The following is an 18,412-nucleotide window of genomic DNA, read 5'->3' as shown; positions in this document are numbered from 1 at the left end:
GACCGTGCGCTTCAATCTCTCCGAATGGGCGCTGCGCACCCGCAGCCTGGTGCTGTACGCGATCGTCGCCTTCGCCCTGATCGGCACATGGTCGTACCAACGGCTCGGCCAGTCCGAGGATCCACCGTTCACCTTCAAGGTCATGGTGATCCGCACCCTGTGGCCCGGCGCCACCGCCGAGGAAGTCGCCCGCCAGGTCGGCGACCGGATCGAGAAGAAAGTGATGGAGACCGGTCAGTACGAGTTCGTGCGCGCCTATTCGCGCCCGGGCGAGTCGCAGGTGTTCTTCATCGCCAAGGACTCGCTGACGTCGAAGCAACTGCCCGAACTCTGGTACCAGATCCGCAAGAAGGTCGGCGACATCCGCGGCACCCTGCCGCAGGGCGTGGTCGGCCCGTTCTTCAACGACGAGTTCGGCGACACCTTCGGCAACATCTATGCGATCACCGGCGAAGGTTTCGATTACGCCGTGCTCAAGGACTATGCCGAACGCATCGAGCTGGAGCTGCAGCGCGCACCCGATGTCGGCAAGGTCGAGCTGATCGGACTGCAGGAAGAGAAGATCTTCGTCGAGCTGTCCAACACCAAGCTCGCCACGCTCGGCGTGCCGCTGACCGCCGTGCAGCAGGCGCTGGACCAGCAGAACGTGATCGCGCCGGCGAGCTTCTTCGAGACCACCAGCGACCGCGTGCAGCTGCGGGTCACCGGACGCTTCGAGACGGTGGCGGAGATCCGCGACTTCCCGATCCGCGTCGGCGACCGCACCTTCCGCATCGCCGACGTCGCCACGGTGCGCCGTGGCTTCTCCGATCCGCCGGCGCCGCGGATGCGGTTCATGGGCGAGGACGCGATCGGCATTGCGGTGTCGATGAAGGACGGTGGCGACATCCTGCGCCTGGGCGACACCCTGCGCGGCGAGTTCGCGCGCCTGCAGCAGACGCTGCCGGCGGGCATGCAGCTGCGCAACGTCAGCGACCAGCCGCTGGCGGTGGAGCGCTCGGTCGACGAATTCGTGCGCGTGCTTGCCGAAGCGGTGGCGATCGTGCTGCTGGTCAGCTTCTTCTCGTTGGGCTTCCGAACCGGGCTGGTGGTCGCCCTGTCGATCCCGCTGGTGCTGGCGATGACCTTCGCGGCGATGCACTACTTCGGCATCGGCCTGCACAAGATCTCGCTGGGCTCGCTGGTGCTGGCGCTCGGTCTGCTGGTCGACGACGCGATCATCGCGGTCGAGATGATGCAGGTGAAGATGGAGCAGGGCTACGACCGGGTGAAGGCCGCGGCGGCCGCGTGGAATCTGACCGCGTTCCCGATGCTCACCGGCACGCTGGTGACCGCCGCCGGCTTCCTGCCGATCGCGACCGCGGCCTCGTCGACCGGCGAATACACGCGCTCGATCTTCCAGGTGGTGACGATCGCGCTGCTGCTGTCGTGGATCGCGGCGGTGGTGTTCATTCCCTATCTGGGCGACAAGCTGCTGCCGGACTTCGGCCACGCGCGGCCCGCGCCGCCTCCGCAGTCGATCGCGGGCCGGGCGCGGCGCCTGCGCGCCTGGTTCGCCGCGAAGCTGCCGCATCGCCTGCAGGACTGGGCGGCGCCGAAGGACCACAGCCACGATCACGCGCACGATCCCTACCAGACCCGGTTCTACCAGCGTTTCCGCCGCGTGGTCGACTGGTGCGTGGGCCATCGCAAGACGGTCATCGCCGTTACCGTCGCGACGTTCCTCGTTTCGGTGCTGATGTTCCGCTTCGTGTCGCAGCAGTTCTTCCCGGATTCGACCCGGCTGGAGCTCATGGTCGATCTGGAACTGGCGGAAGGCTCGTCGCTCGAGGCGACCGCCGCGCAGGCGAAACGGCTGGAAGCCATGCTGCGCACGCGCAAGGAAGTCGAGAATTACGTGGCCTACGTCGGCACCGGCTCGCCACGCTTCTACCTGCCGCTGGACCAGCAGCTGCCAGCGCCGAATTTCGCCCAGTTCGTGCTGCTGACCCATGACATCGAATCGCGCGAGTCGCTGCGCCAGTGGCTGATCGACGACGCTGCCAGGCGCTTCCCGGCGCTGCAGCTGCGCGTGACCCGGCTGGAGAACGGCCCGCCGGTGGGCTACCCGATCCAGTTCCGCGTCTCGGGCGAGCACATCCCGGAAGTGCAGCGCTATGCGCGGATGGTGATGGAAAAGGTGCGCGCGCATCCGCACGTGAGCAACGTGGGGCTGGACTGGTCCGAGCCGAGCAAGATCGTGCGCCTGACCCTGGACCAGGACCGGGCGCGCGCACTGGGGGTCAGCTCGGGGCAGCTCGCGCAGTTCCTGCAGGGCTCGCTCGCCGGTACCTCGGTCAGCCAGTACCGTGAGGGCAACGAGCTGATCGAGATCCTGCTGCGTGGGCCGGGCGAGGAGCGCGAGCGGCTGTCGCTGCTCGGCTCGCTGGCGGTGCCGACCTCCAACGGCCAGACCGTGCCGCTGTCGCAGCTCGCACGGCTGGAGTACGGCTTCGAGGACGGCATCGTCTGGCATCGCAACCGGTTGCCGACCGTGACCGTGCGCGCCGACATCGATGGCGCGGTCACCACGCCCCCGACCGTGACCGCCGAAATCGAACCAACGCTCGACGATATCCGCGCGCAGCTGCCCAGTGGTTACCTGCTCGAAACCGGCGGCACAGTGGAGGATTCCGGGCGTGGTTCGCGTTCGGTCGCCGCCGGCGTGCCGCTGTTCATCGCGGTCGTCGCCACACTGCTGATGCTGCAGCTGCGCAGCTTCTCGCGGGTGCTGCTGGTGATGCTGACCGCACCGCTGGGCCTGATCGGCGTCACCTTGTTCCTGCTGGTGTTCCGGGTGCCGTTCGGGTTCGTTGCGATGCTCGGCACGATCGCGATGTTCGGCATGATCATGCGCAACTCGGTGATCCTGGTCGACCAGATCGAACAGGACATCGCCGCCGGGCATTCGCGCTGGCAGTCGATCGTGGATGCCACCGTGCGCCGCTTCCGCCCGATCGTGCTGACCGCGCTGGCCGCGATCCTGGCGATGATCCCGTTGTCCAGGTCGGTATTCTTCGGGCCGATGGCGGTGGCGATCATGGGCGGGCTGACCGTGGCCACCGCGCTGACCCTGCTGTTCCTGCCAGCGCTGTACGCGGCGTGGTTCAAGGTGAAGCGGGACGAGCCGCAACAAAGCAGTGGGCCTGTACCGGCAACTTGAATCGAAGGCTGTCATTCAGCGCCTTCGACTTCTTTGGCTCTGCGTTCGTAAACAACCAGCAGCAATCATCCTGCGCACGCCCGCAGGGCGACCGGATCCATAAGGCATCCGGATTCATGAAGGGCTGAGCCACCCTTCGTGACGGCATGCCTGTTTCGGGTCTAGACTCGGCCCCGCAAGCGATGGCCGGCGCGTCCGGCCCAGCCAGCAGCGAAAGCTCCCGCACGGAGTGCAGCGTTGAAGCCGACCGATATTCGCGACCCGGATACCTTCCACAAGGTGGTCGATTGCCAGTGGGCCTGCCCGGCGCACACGCCGGTCCCCGAATACATCCGCCTGATCGCCGAGGGCCGCTACGCCGATGCGTACATGGTCAACTGGCACAGCAATGTGTTTCCCGGGATCCTCGGGCGTACCTGCGACCGCCCGTGCGAGCCGGCGTGCCGGCGTGGACGGGTGGAAGAGAACAACGGTGCCAAGCCCGAGCCGGTCGCGATCTGCCGGCTCAAGCGCGTTGCCGCGGACTTCAAGGGCGACGTGTCGGCCCGGATGCCCAGGCCGGCGGTGACCTCTAACGGCAAGCGCATCGCCTGCGTTGGCGCCGGGCCGTCGTCGCTGACGGTCGCGCGCGACCTGGCGCCGCTGGGCTACCAGGTCACCGTGTTCGAGGCCGACCCGAAGGCGGGCGGCTTCATGCGCACCCAGGTACCGCGCTTCCGCCTGCCGGAAAGCGTGATCGACGAGGAAACCGGCTACATCCTCGACCTTGGCGTCCAATTCGTGGGCAACCATCGCATCGACTCGATGCGCGAACTGCTGGGGCAGGGCTTCGATGCCGTGTTCGTGGGCAGCGGCGCGCCACGTGGCCGCGACCTCGACCTGCCCGGTCGCAAGGAAGCCGCCGCCCACATCCATGTCGGACTCGACTGGCTGGCGAATGTGTACTTCGGCCATGTGGAGAAGGTCGGCAAGCGGGTGCTGGTGCTCGGCGGCGGCAACACCGCGATGGACTGCTGCCGCAGCGCGCGCCGGCTGGGCGGCGAGGACGTGAAGGTGATCGTGCGCTCGGGCTTCGACGAGATGAAGGCCAGCCCGTGGGAGAAGGAGGATGCGATGCACGAGGGCATCCCGATCCTCGACTTCCGCGTACCCAAGACCTTCGTGAACCAGGACGGCCAGCTGACCGGCATGACCTTCGAGAAGGTGCGTGCGATGTACGACGAGAAGGGTCGGCGCCAGCTGGTGCCGACCGGTGAGCCCGACGAGCATTTCGATTGCGACGAGGTGCTGATCGCGGTGGGCCAGGAGAACGCGTTCCCGTGGATCGAGCGCGACCTGGGGATCGCCTTCGATGAGGAATGGGACATGCCGGTGGTCGACAAGGTCACCCACCAGTCCTCGCTGCCGCACGTGCTGTTCGGCGGTGATGCGGCGTTCGGGCCGAAGAACATCATCTGGGCAGTCGCGCACGGCCATGCGGCGGCGATCTCGATCGACAAGCTGCTCGCCGGGGAAGACACCCGGCTGCGCCCCGCTCCGGACGTGCACCTGCTCTCGCAGAAGATGGGTATCCACGAATGGAGCTACGACAACGCGGTGTCGCCCGACGAGCGCTACCTGGTGCCCTGGTCGGAGGCGGCGAAGAAGCTCGACAGCATCCAGGTCGAAGTGGAGCTTGGATTCGACGCGCTGACCGCATTCAAGGAAACCCAGCGCTGCCTCAACTGCGACGTGCAGACGGTCTTCACCCGTGACAAGTGCATCGAATGCGATGCGTGCGTCGACATCTGCCCGACCGATTGCATCACCTTCACCGCCAACGGCGACGAGGCCGACCTGCGCAAGCGCCTGACCGCACCTGCGCTGAACCTCGAGCAGGACCTGTACGTGTCCAAACCGCTCAAGACCCACCGGGTGATGGTCAAGGACGAGGACGTGTGCCTGCATTGCGGCCTGTGCGCCGAGCGCTGTCCGACCGGGGCGTGGGACATGCAGAAATTCCTGCTGCTGGAGACGTATGCCGGACCCGGATGCCGCGGCGCGAAGGCTAGGGAGGCGGCCTGATGGCGGCTGACCGACCCGGAGGCACCGCGATGACGCCGATGCCCGCGCCCCTGCAGGCGATCAACGACTTCGTGGTGAAGTTCGCCAACGTCAACGGTTCTGGCTCGGCCTCGGCGAACGAGCTGTTCGCCAAGGCGATCCTGCGCATGGGCGTGCCGGTCAGCCCGCGCAACATCTTTCCCTCCAACATCCAGGGCCTGCCGACCTGGTACGAGGTGCGGGTGACCGAGGGCGGCTGGCTCGGGCGCCGCGGCGGCGTGGACCTGATGGTCGCGATGAACCCGCAGACCTGGGACGCCGACGTGGCCGAACTCTCGCCCGGCGGCTACCTCTTCTACGATTCCACCAAGCCGCTGCCGAAGTCGAAGTTCCGCGACGACGTCAACGTGATCGGCGTTCCGTTGACCGAGATCTGCAACGCCACCTACGACGATCCACGCCAGCGCCAGCTGTTCAAGAACATCATGTACGTCGGTGCCCTGAGCGCGCTGCTGGACATGGACGTGCCCGCCATCGAGCAGCTGATCGGCGAGCAGTACAAAGGCAAGGAAAAACTGCTCAAGCCCAATCTGGAAGCGCTGCACCTGGGGCGCGACTGGGTGATGGCGAACCTGCCGCATCCGATCGGCCTGCGCGTGGCCAGGGCCGACGCGGTGGGCGATCGCATCTTCGTCGAAGGCAATGCGGCGGCCGCGCTGGGTTGCGTCTATGGCGGCGCCACGGTCTGCGCCTGGTATCCGATCACGCCGTCCTCTTCGCTGGCCGAAGCCTTCACCAAGTATTGCCAGAAGTTCCGGGTCGACCCGGAGTCCGGACGAGCGCGCCACGCCATCATCCAGGCCGAGGACGAGATCGCCTCGATCGGCATGGTGGTCGGCGCCGGCTGGAACGGCGCGCGTGCGTTCACCACCACCTCGGGTCCGGGCATCTCGCTGATGAACGAGTTCATCGGGCTGGCGTACTTCGCCGAGATCCCGGTGACGATCATCGATGTGCAGCGCGGCGGTCCGTCCACGGGGATGCCTACGCGCACCCAGCAATCCGATATCACCATGTGCGCCTACGCTTCGCACGGCGATACCAAGCACGTGCTGTTGCTGCCGGAGGATCCGCACGAATGCTTCGCGTTCTCGGCCGCGGCGCTGGACCTGGCCGACCGGCTGCAGACGCCGGTGTTCGTGATGACCGACTTGGACATCGGCATGAACCAGCGTCTGTGCGCGCCGTTCGAATGGGACGACGCCGCGGGTTACGATCGCGGCAAGGTGCTCAGTGCCGAGGACCTCGAGGCCGGCAAGGAGTTCGCGCGCTACAAGGACCTGGACGGCGACGGCATTCCCTGGCGCACCTGGCCGGGTACCCATCCCGACAAGGGCGCCTATTTCACTCGTGGCACCTCGCGCAATCCGCAGGCCCAGTACTCCGAACGCGGGCCGGACTACGTCTACAACATGGAACGGTTGTTGCGGAAGTTCGAAACCGCCAAGGCGTTGGTGCCGCAGCCGATGGTGCTGCAGTCGGACCTGCCGACCAGGCACGGTGCGATCTACTTCGGATCCACCAGCCCCGCGATGGCCGAGGCCATCGTGGCGCTGCAGGCCGACGGCATCCCGCTGGACACGCTGCGGCTGCGCGCCTTCCCGTTTCCCGATTCGGTGCGCGATTTCATCGATGCCCACGAATCGGTCTTCGTGGTCGAGCAGAACCGCGACGGCCAGATGCGCAGCTTGCTGGTCAACGAATTCGGCATCGATCCGGCCCGCCTGGTACCGGTGCTGCACTACGACGGCACGCCGATCACGGCGCGCTTCATCGCCGGCGCCATCGCCGCGCGGCTGCGGCCCGCTGCGAAGCAGAGCGACGGTCAGGAGAAAGTGGCATGACCTACCTCGCCAAGCCAAAACTGCACCATCCGACCCTGTCGTGCAACGCGATCGGCTTCACCCGGCGCGACTACGAAGGCAAGATCAGCACCCTGTGCGCGGGCTGCGGGCACGACTCGATCTCGGCCGCGATCATCCAGGCCTGCTGGGAGCTGGACATCCAGCCGCATCGGGTCGCCAAGCTGTCGGGCATCGGCTGCAGCAGCAAGACGCCGGATTACTTCCTGGGCCAGTCTCACGGCTTCAACACCGTGCACGGGCGCATGCCGTCGGTGCTCACCGGCGCCAACCTCGCCAACCGCGAGCTGATCTACCTGGGCGTTTCCGGCGATGGCGATTCGGCGTCGATCGGGATCGGTCAGTTCGTCCACGCGATCCGTCGCGGCGTGAACATGGTCTACATCGTGGAGAACAATGGCGTCTACGGCCTGACCAAGGGCCAGTTCTCGGCCACCGCCGACCAGGGCTCGGTGTCGAAGAAAGGCGTGGCCAATACCGACAGCCCGCTGGACATGGTGACGATGGCCCTGCAGCTGGGCGCGAGCTACGTGGGCCGCGGATTTTCCGGCGACAAGGCGCAGCTGGTGCCGCTGATCAAGGGTGCGTTGTCGCACCGCGGCGCGGCTTTCCTCGACGTGATCAGCCCCTGCGTCGCCTTCAACAACCACGCCGGCAGCACCAAGAGCTACGACTACGTACGCGAGCACAACGACGCGGTCAACCGCATGGACGTGATTCCGCCGCGCGCGCGGATCGAAGTGGACTACGCCGAAGGCCGGATGATCGAGGTCGAGCAGCACGACGGCAGCAGGCTGCGGCTGCGCAAGCTCGATGCCGGCTACGATCCGCGCGACCGGATCTCGGCCATGAACATCATCCAGCAGCGGCACGCCCAGGGCGAGGTGATCACCGGCCTGCTCTACGTGGACCCGGATGCGGGCGATCTGCACGGTCACCTCAATACGGTCGAGGCGCCGCTCAATTCCCTGGGTGTCGAAGCGCTTTCGCCAGGCGCAGCGGCGCTGGCGAAGATCAACGATTCGTTGCGGTAGGCGGGAGCGACGTCCCAGCGCGGCCTGGGGACGGCGTGGCGTCCTCCGGCACGAAGGCCCTGACGCGCGGGACGATCGGTCTGTGGGAGCGCCCTTGGCCGCGAATGCCTTTCGCTTTCAGCTGGAGGCCTGGAGCATTCGCGGCCAAGGCCGCTCCCACGTCAGGTTCAATCGCGCAGTTCGGCCACGTAGCACGTCGCTTCGATCCGTTCGCAGATCCACTCGGTGACCTGGTGCGTGCCGACCGCATTGCCCGCGGCGGCCAGATCGGCGGTGAAGATGCCTGCGGCAAGCGCGTCGTCGACCGTGCGCTCGATGCAGGCCGCCTCGTCTTCCAGCCCCAGCGAGTGCCGCAGCAGCAGTGCCGCGCTCAGGATCGCGCCGATCGGGTTGGCGATGCCCCGGCCGGCGATATCGGGCGCCGAGCCATGGATGGGTTCGTACAGGCCCGTTCCGAGCGTGGTCGCGCCTTGGGGCGATGATGCGGGAGCCGCATCGCCGAGCGATGCCGACGGCAGCAGCCCCATCGAGCCGGCCAGCATCGACGCCTCGTCGGTCAGGATGTCGCCGAACATGTTCTCGGTGACGATGACATCGAACGCGCGCGGTTTCGACAGCAGGTGCATCGCCATCGAGTCGACCAGCTGGTGCTCCAGGACGATGTCCGGGAATTCATCGCGCGCGATCCGCGTCGCCACCTCGCGCCACAGGCGCGAGGTTTCCAGCACGTTCGCCTTGTCCACCGAGGTCACGTGCCTGCGGCGCGTGCGCGCCAGGGCGCAGGCGCGGCGCACCACGCGTTCCACCTCCATCACGCTGTAGCGGCACAGATCGCTGGCGCTGTCAGCGTCGCGGGTCTTGTCGCCGAAGTAGATGCCGCCGGTGAGCTCGCGCACCACCAGCAGATCGACGCCGGACAGCAGGTGCGGCTTGATCGGCGCCGCGCCCAGGGTGGCCGGATGCGGCCGCACCGGGCGCAGATTGGCGTACAGGCCCAGCGCCTTGCGTAGTCCCAGCAGACCCTGTTCCGGGCGTACCTTGGCCCGCGGGTCGGACCACTTCGGTCCGCCGACCGCCCCCAGCAATACCGCGTCCGCGTTCTGGCAGGCCTCGAGCGTCGCGGGCGGCAGCGGCGTGCCGGTGGCGTCGATCGCGGCGCCGCCGATCGGATACTCGCGCAGGCCGAAGCGGTGTCCGTGGCGGCGTGCGACCACACGCAGAACTTCGGTTGCGGCGGCGGTGACCTCCGGGCCGATGCCGTCGCCCGGCAGTACCGCGATTTCAGCTTGCATGGCGCCAGCTCTCATGATGTGCGTTCTCGTAGGTCTGGATGGCGGGAGCCTGGTCGAGCAGGTAACCGAGCTGGTCGACGCCCTGCAGCAGGCAGGTCTGGGCGAATGCATCGAGCGGGAACTGCAGCGCACTTCCGTCGGGCAGATGCAGGCTGCGCGTGCGCACGTCGATGCGCAGCACGATGCCGGGCTGCTCGAGCAGGCCGTCGAGCACGTCCTGCGGCACGACCACCGGCAGCAGGCCGTTCTTGAGCGCATTGCTGCGGAAGATGTCGGCGATCTCGCTGCTGATCACGGCGCGCAGGCCGAGGTCGACCAGCGCCCACGGCGCGTGCTCGCGCGAGGACCCGCAGCCGAAGTTGCGGCCGGCGACCAGGATCCTGGCGTCGCTGTTCTCGGCCCGATTGAACGGAAACTCCGGGTTGGGGGAACCGTCCGCCAGGCTGCGCCAGTCGTTGAAGGCGAAGCGACCCAATCCCTTGCGCTGGGTGGTGGTGAGAAAGCGCGCGGGAATGATCTGGTCGGTGTCGATGTTGGGGTCGCGCAACACCACGGTGCGCGAGACCAGTTCGGTGAAGCCGGTCATTACGCCACCTCCTGCAGGGCTGCGCCCAGGTAGGCGCGCGGGTCCACGACTTCGCCCGCCACCGCGCAGGCCGCCGCGGTCAGCGGCGAGGCGAGCAGGGTGCGCGACCCCTTGCCCTGGCGGCCTTCGAAATTCCGGTTGCTGGTGGACACGGCCAGCTGGCCGGGTGCGACCAGGTCGCCGTTCATGGCGATGCACATCGAGCAGCCGGGTTCGCGCCATTCCGCGCCGGCCGCGCGCACCACCACGTCGATGCCTTCGGCTTCCGCCTCCAGCTTGACCTGCTGCGAACCGGGCACCACCAGCATGCGCACCCGTGGATGCACGCGACGCCCGCGCAGGACACCGGCGGCCTGACGCAGGTCGGACAGGCGCGAATTGGTACAGCTGCCGACGAACACCACATCGACCGGGCGACCGGCCAGCGCGCTGCCGGCATCGAAGCCCATGTACGCCAGGGCCTTGGCCGCGTCGACATCGCCCGGCTCGGGCAGGGTGGCGTCGACTGCGGCCACCTGGCCGGGGTGCGTGCCCCAGGTCAGGGTCGGGGCGATCCGGCTGGCATCGATATGCACCTCGCGGTCGAACACGGCGCCGGCATCGGTGCTGAAACTGCGCCAGTGGGCGACTGCCTGCTGGAATGCTTCGCTGTCGCCCGCCTCGACACCAGGGGCGCGCGGCGTCTTCGCCAGATAGTCGAAGGTGACCTCATCCGGCGCGATCAATCCTGCGCGCGCGCCGGCCTCGATCGACATGTTGCATACGGTCATGCGCTCGTCCATGGACAGGCCGCGGATGGTCGAGCCGCGGTATTCGATCACGTGGCCGGTGCCGCCGTTGACGCCGATCGTGCCGATGATGTGCAGGATCAGGTCCTTGGCCGTGACCCCCGGCGCGAGCGCGCCCTCCACGTTGATCGCCAGCGTCTTCGGCTTGCGCTGCAGCAGGCACTGGGTTGCGAGCACGTGCCCGACCTCGCTGGTACCGATGCCGAAGGCCAGCGCGCCGAACGCGCCGTGGGTCGCGGTATGGCTGTCTCCGCAGACGATGGTCATGCCCGGCTGGGTCAGGCCCAGTTCCGGACCGATCACGTGCACGATGCCGCGATGCGCGCTGCCGTAGTCGAACAGCTCGATCCCGTGGCGCGCGCAGTTGCGGCGCAGCGTGTCCACCTGCGCCTCGGCCTCGGCGCTGGCGTAGGGCGGGTGACCGTCTGCGTCCGCCGGCAGGGTGGGCGTGGAGTGGTCGAGCGTGCCCTTGGTCAGCTCCGGCCGGCGCGGGGACAGTCCGCGCGCATCCAGCTCGGCAAAGGCCTGCGGCGAGGTGACCTCGTGGATCAGGTGCAGGTCGATGTACAGGACCGCGGGTGTCGCCTCGCTTTCAGGCGCGACCAGGTGCGCGTCCCACAGTTTGTCGAACAGCGTGCGCGGGGCCGGATCAGCCATGGGCCACCTCCCGGCGCGGCTGCGCGGCGCGTTGCCGGAGCACGCGGTTGGCGACATCCAGCCAGGCGATCGCGCTGGCTTCGAGCACGTCACGGCTGGTGCCCTGGCCGGCCTGGGTTTCACCGTCGACGCGAGCGCTCAGGTTGGCCTCGCCGCGGGCATCGCGGCCCACGCCCATGCTGTGCACTTCGTAACTCTCGAGTTCGAAGTCGACGCCGGTGGCCTGCGCCAGCGCGGCGAACAGCGCCGCCACCGGACCATCGCCTTCGGCGCTCTGGATCACGTGGCCGCCGTCCGGATCGGACAGGTCGATGTGCGCGCGCGTGCGCTGGCCGTAGTCGGTCAGGCTCAACGCCGAGACACGCCAGCCCGGTCCGAACTGTTCGCCTTCCACGAGCATCTGCAGGTCGCGATCGCTGATCACGTGCTGGGTCTGGGTGAGGGTCTTCGCACCGGCGATCACCTGGTCGAGCTCCTCGTCCTGCAGCACATAGCCCAGCTGGCGCAGGCGGTTGGCGACCGCGGCGCGGCCGCTGTGCCGGCCCAGCACCAGCTGCGAATCCGGCCAGCCCACGTCCTGCGGGCGCATGATCTCGTAGGTGCCGCGATTCTTGAGCATGCCGTGCTGGTGGATGCCCGATTCGTGCGCGAACGCATTCAGTCCCACGATCGCCTTGTTGCGCTGTACCTGCATGCCGGTGATGCGGGTCAGCAGCCGCGAGGTGTCGAGCAGCCGGCGCGTGTCGATACCGGTATCGGCCGAGTACCAGCCGCCGCGTACCTTCAGCGCCATGACCAGTTCTTCCAGCGCGGCGTTGCCGGCGCGCTCTCCGATGCCATTGATGGTGCATTCGACTTGGCGGGCGCCGCCCTCGATCGCGGCCAGCGAGTTGGCGACGGCCAGGCCGAGATCGTTGTGGCAGTGCGCGCTGAACACGACGCCCTCGGCGCCCCTGACGTTGGTGCGCAGGTATTCGAACAGGGCGCGGATCTCGGCCGGGGTGGTGTAGCCCACGGTGTCGGGCACATTCAGCGTGCGCGCGCCGGCTTCGACCGCCGCGTTCAGTACTTCGACCAGGAACTCGCGCTCGGTGCGCAGCGCGTCCTCGGCGGAAAATTCAACGTCGTCCACGTGCTGGCGCGCCAGTGAGACTCCCATGATCGTGTGTTCGATCACCTGCGCCTTGCTCATGCCCAGCTTGTGCTCGCGGTGCAACGGGCTGGTGGAGATGAAGGTGTGGATGCGCGGGGCCGCGGCATCCTTGAGCGCGCGTGCGCAGGCTTCGATGTCAGCGGGGTGGCAGCGCGCCAGGGCCGCGATCGAGGCGCCGCGCACCTCCCGCGCGATGGTCTGCACGGCCTGGAAATCGGCGGGCGAGCTGTTCGGAAAACCGGCCTCGATCACGTCCACGCCGAGTTCGGCCAGGGCGCGGGCGAACAGCACTTTCTGCGCGGAGCTCATGGTGAAGCCGGGCGACTGCTCGCCATCGCGCAATGTCGTGTCGAAGATGCGGATATGGGCGGGCGCGCTTACGTCGCCTGGCGTTGCGTCTGGAGGGGTCATGCGTGGAGTTCCTCTGCGATTTCGTCTTCGTGGTCCTGCCACGGGCGGGGGGCGTTGCGGGTCGGGCCGGCAGGAGGCGACATCGCCTTCGCTGCCGGCACGGGAAGTCGTTCGCGATGTTCGCGCACCCGGCGCCGCGGCTTGCGCGGCGGCTGCGGCCGCACATCGCATAGCAGCTGGGCCAGCACGCCGGCATCGACATTGCCGCCCGAGACCACCGCGCACTTGCGCTTGCCCACGATGCGCCGGCCAGCCGCGAGCGCCAGTGCGCCGGCGCCTTCCGCGATCACGTGTTCCTCCAGGGCCAGCCGCACCAGGGTTTCGCGCAGTTCGGCCTCGCGCACGATCACCAGGTCGTCGAGCAGAGCTTCCAGCACCCGGCAGGTGAGCAGGCCGGGCTCCTTGACGCGCACCCCGTCGGCCAGCGTGGCGACGGGCTCGCGCAGTGCGCGGTCGCCGCGCAGTGCACGCGCCATCGCATCCACGCCTTCGACCTGCGCGCCGACGATGCGCACCCGCCGTTGCGCTTGCGCCGCGGACAGGCGCGCGGCCTTGAGCGCCAGGCATACGCCAGAGGCCAGCCCGCCGCCGCCGATCGGCACCAGCACCACGTCCGGCGCCAGCGTCGCAAGTTCCAGGCCCACAGTGCCCTGGCCCGCGATCACGTCGGCATCGTCGAAAGCCGACAGCAATCGGTACCCGTGCTGTGCGGCCAGTTCGGCGGCGAAGGCCTTGGCCTCGTCGTAGCTCTCGCCGTGCAGGCGCACCGTGGCGCCCCAGTGCGCAACGCCCGCGACCTTGGTCTTCGGTGCGGTGCGCGGCATCACGGTGATCGCCGGAAGACCCAGCCGATAGGCCGCCCATGCCAGGCCTTGCGCATGATTGCCGGCCGAGGCGGTGATCACCGTGCGCGTGTCGCCGCGCTCGCGCATGGCCAGCAGCGCATTGAGCGCACCGCGCACCTTGTACGAGCCGGTGCGCTGCAGATTCTCGAGCTTCAGCCAGCAGCCGAAGCGCTCGGCGTAATGGACGGGCGTGGGTTCCAGGTAATGCCGCAGCCGCGCCTGCGCCGCCAGCACGTCGGCGACGGAGACCTCCGTGATGGTTTTGAGCAGGGTGCTGGCTACGGCTACATCCATTTCAGGCCGCCATGTCAGACCGGCGTCAGCCAGGCGAGCCGCGAGGTTTCTTCGCCACGCACGACCCGTGCATACAGCGCAGCCAGTTCGCGCGTCACCGGATTGGCGCCGTAGCGGCGGTCCTCGACCTCGGCGATCGGGGCGACTTCGGCCGCGGTCCCGCATGCGAAGACTTCGTCGGCATCGCGCAGCTCGTCCAGGCCTACCGCGCGCGCAGCGGCGCCGCTGAGCGCCATCACCGTATCGCGGGTGATGCCGGGCAGCGCATCGCGATGCTCGACCGCGGTGACGCGGCCATCCTTGACGATGAACACGTTGGCACCGGTGCATTCGACGACGCGGCCGTCCGCATCCACGAACAAGGCTTCGTCGAAGCCGCGCGCCTTGGCTTCGCGCTTGGCCAGGATCGAATTGACGTAGGCGCCGCACAGCTTCAGCGGCGGCAGGGAATCGGCCGGGTTACGACGCCAGCGGCTCACGCCGATACGCGCACGGGTGCCGTTCAAATGCACCTGGGTCGCGGTGGTGGCGACCATGAGGTGCGACCTGTGGCCTTCCACGTCCAGGCCGAAGTTGCCTTCGCCGGCCCAGGCCAGCGGCCTCACATAGGCATCGCGATGGCCGTTGGCGCGCAACGTGGCGAGGACCGCTTCGGTGGCCTGAGCCGGATCGAAGGCGAGTCCCAGCAGCTCCGTGCCGCGGCGCATGCGCTCCAGGTGCTCGGGCAGGCGGAACACCGCCGCGCCATCTGCGGTGGCGTAGGCACGGATGCCCTCGAACACGCCGCTGCCGTAGTGCAGGGCGTGGGTGTCGAGCGCTGCCTGCTGGGCGCTGGCGTCATGCAGTTCGCCGTCGAACCAGAGCTGCCGTTCCCGCTCCCGCGCGTTGCCTGGCGCAGGGCTGGAAAGCGGGCGCGCCGCGGTGCCCGGATTTTCCGCACGCAGGCCATCGGCAGCGGCATGCGATGCAGCCGGATCGGCGCCCGGCCGCTCGACGCCGTCGCCGGGCAGGGCGCGATCGTTGGTTTCGCGCAAAGTGGTCACGGACATGGCCGCACCTCCACTGCGATGCAGTCATGGAGCTTGGCCAGCTGCTGCTGCAGCGAGGCTTCGGAACGGTCGCCTTCCACGGTCATGCGCAGGTGCCAGCGGTCGCCGTCCGGCTGCGCTTCGCCGTCGACCGACAAGGGGCGAAAGCCGCGTCGCTCGGCCGTGCCGAGCACCCGCGTCAGGGCGCCTTCGGCCTGGCGCAGGGTGAGATCAAGCTGATAGCGCATGCGGGCGTTCCTTGGCGGTCGCGGTGGCGGGTGCGGGCGCGGGTTGGGTTCCCGGCAAAGAGGCGGCGTCGTCGGGATCGAGCATCTGCGCGTTGTTGTGGTTGGGTGGGACCAACGGCCAGACATTGGCGGCCGGATCGATGGCCACGTGCAGCAGCATCGGTCCGGGTGCGTCGAGCAGGGCGCGCAGCGCATCGTCTACGTCCGCGGCGCGTTCCACATGCAGGGCCTGCACCCCGAACGCGGCGGCCACCGCGGCGAAGTCCGGGTTGTCGGACAGGTCGATTTCCGAATAGCGCTTTTCGAAGAACAGTTCCTGCCATTGCCGCACCATGCCCAGGGCTTGGTTGTCGAGCAGCACGATCTTCACCGGCAGTCCGTAACGGCGCAGCGTGGCCAGCTCCTGCACGTTCATCAGGAACGAGCCGTCACCGCTGACGCAGACCACCTGCGCATTCGGATCCTGCATCTGCGCTCCGATCGCCGCCGGCAGGCCGAAGCCCATGGCGCCGAGTGCGCCGCTGCTCAGGTGCCGGCGCGGATGCGCGAAGCGGCAATGCTGCGCCACCCACATTTGATGCTGGCCCACGTCGCAGGTCACCACCGCCTCGGGCGCCAGTTCCGACAGGCGCCGCAGCATCGCGGGCGCGTACACGCCGTCGCCGGGCGCGTCGTAGCGCGCACCGAAGCGGTGCTTGCGCTCGGTGCACAGGTGCCGCCAGTCGCGGCGCGGCTGCGCATGGCGACCGTGCATCTGCGCGGCCAGCGGCGGGGTCAGCCGTGCCAGGCTGGCGGCGATATCGCCCGGCACGCCCACGTCGGCCTGGCGCAACTTGCCGATCTCGCAGGCGTCGCCATCGATGTGCACCACCCGCGCATGTGGAGCGAATTCGCCCAGCTTGCCCGTGGCGCGGTCGTCGAAACGCGCGCCGACCACGACCAAGACGTCGCATTCCTGCACCGCCAGGTTGGCCGCGCGGCTGCCATGCATGCCCAGCATTCCCAGGTTGGAGGGATGGCTGGCCGGCAGCGCGCCCAGCGCCTTGAGCGTGAGCACGGTTGGGATGCGGGTCTGCTCCACGAAGTCGGCGAAGGCGTCTTCCGCGCCGCCCAGCACGATGCCGCCGCCGCCGTAGATCACCGGTTGCTTCGCCTGTGCGACCAGCGCAGCGGCCGCATGCAGGGTCCAGTCCGGTGCCTTGGGCATGGGTTCGACGGCCAGCGGTTCATGCGCGGGCAGCTGCGACGCGTCGGCGATCTGCACGTCCTTGGGCAGGTCGATCAGCACCGGGCCGGGACGTCCCGAGCGCGTGATGCGGAAGGCTTCGGCCAGCATCTCCGGCAGCTGTTCCACCCGACGCGGCAGGAAGCTGTGCTTGACGATCGGCAGGGTCATGCCGAACACGTCCAGCTCCTGGAATGCATCGGTGCCCATCAGCGAGGTCGCGACCTGGCCGGTGATGCACACCATCGGCACCGAATCGAGCATCGCATCGGCGATACCGGTGACCAGGTTGGACGCGCCGGGCCCCGAGGTCGCCACGCACACGCCGACCCGGCCGCTGGCGCGCGCATAGCCGTTGGCGGCGAACGCCGCCCCCTGCTCGTGGCGCACCAGCACGTGCTTCAAGCCGGTAACGCCGTGCAGCGCGTCGTAGAAGGGCATGATCGCGCCGCCGGGATAACCGAACAGCGTGTCCACGCCTTCGGCCTGCAGCGCCTGCACCAGCCAGCGCGCACCGTTCAGCGGTGGCGGTTTCGGCGCGGCGTCGCCCGCGGCGCCGGCGCCCTCTTCGGCGGCCGCGTCGATGGCGGTGGCCGGGCTGTCGGCGTTCATCAGGCGGCCTCGGCCTCGCGCGCGGCCTCGGCGGACGCGGCTTCGGCGTGGTTGGCGGTCGCCGCAGGTTTCGCAGCCGGCGCGGCGTTGTTGTCCAGCCACTTCATGCCGGCCCGCAACCGCTTGCCGACTTCCTCGATCGGATGCTCCAGGTCGGCCTGCTTGTAGCGCTTGTAGTTCGGCAACCCGGCCTGGTGCTCGGCGATCCAGGCGCGGGCGAAGGTGCCGTCCTGGATATCGGTGAGCACATCCTTCATGCGCTGCTTCACGCCCGCATCGATGATCCGCGGGCCGCTGACGTAATCGCCGTACTGCGCGGTCTCGGACACGAACTCCAGCATCCGGGTGATACCACCCTCGTAGAACAGGTCGACGATCAGCTTCAGTTCGTGCAGCACCTCGTAGTAGGCGATCTCCGGCTGGTAGCCGGCTTCCACCAGGGTCTCGAAGCCGGCCTGCACCAGCGAACTGGCACCACCGCAGAGCACCGCCTGCTCGCCGAACAGATCGGTTTCGGTTTCCTCCTTGAACGTGGTCCTGATCGCGTTCTGGCGTGCGCCGCCGATGCCGGCGCAGTAGGTCAGGGCCAGTTCCTCGGCGCGGCCGCTGTTGTCCTGGTGCACCGCATACACCGCCGGCACGCCGCGTCCGATCTCGAACTCACGCCGCACCAGCGCGCCCGGGCCCTTGGGCGCCACCAGCACCACGTCCAGGTCGGCGCGCGGCGAGATCTGGCCGAAATGCACGTTGAACCCGTGCGCGAACAGCAGGCAGGCGCCACTGCGCAGGTTGGGTTCGATCGTGCCGCGGTAAAGCTGCGGCTGGACCATGTCGGGCGTGAGCACGGCGACGATGTCGGCACCGGCAACCGCTTCGGCGGGCGTTTTCACGTCGAAGCCGTCGGCCTTGGCCTTCTGCTCGGTCGGCCCGCCCGGGCGCAGGCCGACAGTGACGTCGAAGCCGGAGTCGCGCAGGTTCAGCGCATGCGCGCGGCCCTGGCTGCCGTAACCGACGATGGCGATCTTGGGTTGGGTGGAAGCGGTCATGGTGTGGTTTCCTTCGAGGGCGGGGT

The 18,412-nt window shown here is 68.4% G+C and carries 13 protein-coding genes; 4 read left to right on the top strand and 9 right to left on the bottom strand.

Translation table 11 applies throughout. From position 1 onward, the window contains the following. The first annotated feature begins 4 nt into the window (after nt 1-4). The 4 genes from MC375_RS01195 to MC375_RS01180 all read left to right on the top strand — a co-directional run bounded on the left by MC375_RS01195 (nt 5) and on the right by MC375_RS01180 (nt 8,201). Nucleotides 5-3,202 (top strand): efflux RND transporter permease subunit, encoded by a 3,198-nt coding sequence (locus tag MC375_RS01195; protein WP_242101454.1) that lies wholly within the window; start codon nt 5-7, stop codon nt 3,200-3,202. Nucleotides 3,203-3,439: 237 nt separating this feature from the next. Next, on the top strand, nt 3,440-5,266 hold the full coding sequence (locus MC375_RS01190; protein WP_242101453.1) for an FAD-dependent oxidoreductase: 1,827 nt from the start codon (nt 3,440-3,442) through the stop codon (nt 5,264-5,266). Nucleotides 5,267-5,295: 29 nt separating this feature from the next. Next, nucleotides 5,296-7,149, top strand: coding sequence for a 2-oxoacid:acceptor oxidoreductase subunit alpha (locus tag MC375_RS01185; RefSeq protein ID WP_242101452.1), 1,854 nt, complete (start codon nt 5,296-5,298; stop codon nt 7,147-7,149). Further along, nucleotides 7,146-8,201: a 2-oxoacid:ferredoxin oxidoreductase subunit beta gene (locus MC375_RS01180; RefSeq protein ID WP_242101451.1), complete on the top strand. Its 1,056-nt coding sequence runs from the start codon at nt 7,146-7,148 to the stop codon at nt 8,199-8,201. Before MC375_RS01185 ends, MC375_RS01180 begins: the two co-directional genes overlap by 4 nt. Before the next feature lie 167 nt (nt 8,202-8,368). On the opposite strand, the gene leuB is transcribed toward MC375_RS01180, so the two are convergent. Genes leuB through ilvC form a run of 9 tightly spaced genes read right to left on the bottom strand, consistent with a single transcriptional unit; the run spans nt 8,369 to nt 18,386 of the window. Then, nucleotides 8,369-9,493, bottom strand: coding sequence for a 3-isopropylmalate dehydrogenase (gene leuB / locus MC375_RS01175; protein WP_242101450.1), 1,125 nt, complete (start codon nt 9,491-9,493; stop codon nt 8,369-8,371). Further along, nucleotides 9,483-10,079 carry a 3-isopropylmalate dehydratase small subunit gene (gene leuD / locus MC375_RS01170; RefSeq protein ID WP_242101449.1) on the bottom strand — a complete coding sequence of 199 codons (597 nt, stop codon included), beginning with the start codon at nt 10,077-10,079 and terminating at the stop codon, nt 9,483-9,485. The genes leuB and leuD overlap by 11 nt, the downstream gene beginning before the upstream one ends. Next, the gene (gene leuC / locus MC375_RS01165) at nt 10,079-11,524 is read right to left on the bottom strand and encodes a 3-isopropylmalate dehydratase large subunit (RefSeq protein WP_242101448.1); all 1,446 of its coding nucleotides are present in this window, start codon (nt 11,522-11,524) and stop codon (nt 10,079-10,081) included. Before leuC ends, leuD begins: the two co-directional genes overlap by 1 nt. After that, nucleotides 11,517-13,088, bottom strand: a complete 1,572-nt coding sequence (locus tag MC375_RS01160) for a 2-isopropylmalate synthase (RefSeq protein ID WP_242101447.1) — start codon at nt 13,086-13,088, stop codon at nt 11,517-11,519. Before MC375_RS01160 ends, leuC begins: the two co-directional genes overlap by 8 nt. Next, nucleotides 13,085-14,227: a threonine dehydratase gene (locus MC375_RS01155; RefSeq protein ID WP_242101446.1), complete on the bottom strand. Its 1,143-nt coding sequence runs from the start codon at nt 14,225-14,227 to the stop codon at nt 13,085-13,087. Before MC375_RS01155 ends, MC375_RS01160 begins: the two co-directional genes overlap by 4 nt. Nucleotides 14,228-14,241: 14 nt before the next feature. Next, nucleotides 14,242-15,276: an aminotransferase class IV gene (locus MC375_RS01150; protein WP_242101445.1), complete on the bottom strand. Its 1,035-nt coding sequence runs from the start codon at nt 15,274-15,276 to the stop codon at nt 14,242-14,244. Next, nucleotides 15,267-15,503 (bottom strand): ACT domain-containing protein, encoded by a 237-nt coding sequence (locus tag MC375_RS01145; RefSeq protein WP_242101444.1) that lies wholly within the window; start codon nt 15,501-15,503, stop codon nt 15,267-15,269. The genes MC375_RS01150 and MC375_RS01145 overlap by 10 nt, the downstream gene beginning before the upstream one ends. Beyond that, a complete protein-coding gene (gene ilvG / locus MC375_RS01140) occupies nt 15,487-17,340 on the bottom strand; it encodes an acetolactate synthase 2 catalytic subunit (RefSeq protein WP_242101443.1) in 1,854 nt (617 codons plus the stop codon). The genes MC375_RS01145 and ilvG overlap by 17 nt, the downstream gene beginning before the upstream one ends. Next, complete coding sequence (ilvC, locus tag MC375_RS01135) at nt 17,340-18,386, bottom strand: ketol-acid reductoisomerase (protein WP_242101442.1); 1,047 nt, start codon at nt 18,384-18,386, stop codon at nt 17,340-17,342. The genes ilvG and ilvC overlap by 1 nt, the downstream gene beginning before the upstream one ends. Nucleotides 18,387-18,412 lie beyond the last annotated feature (26 nt).

The sequence above is a fragment of the Lysobacter sp. M2-1 genome (assembly GCF_022662495.1).
GTDB lineage: Bacteria > Pseudomonadota > Gammaproteobacteria > Xanthomonadales > Xanthomonadaceae > JAKPBU01.
This window is presented reverse-complemented; position numbering and strand designations above follow the sequence as displayed.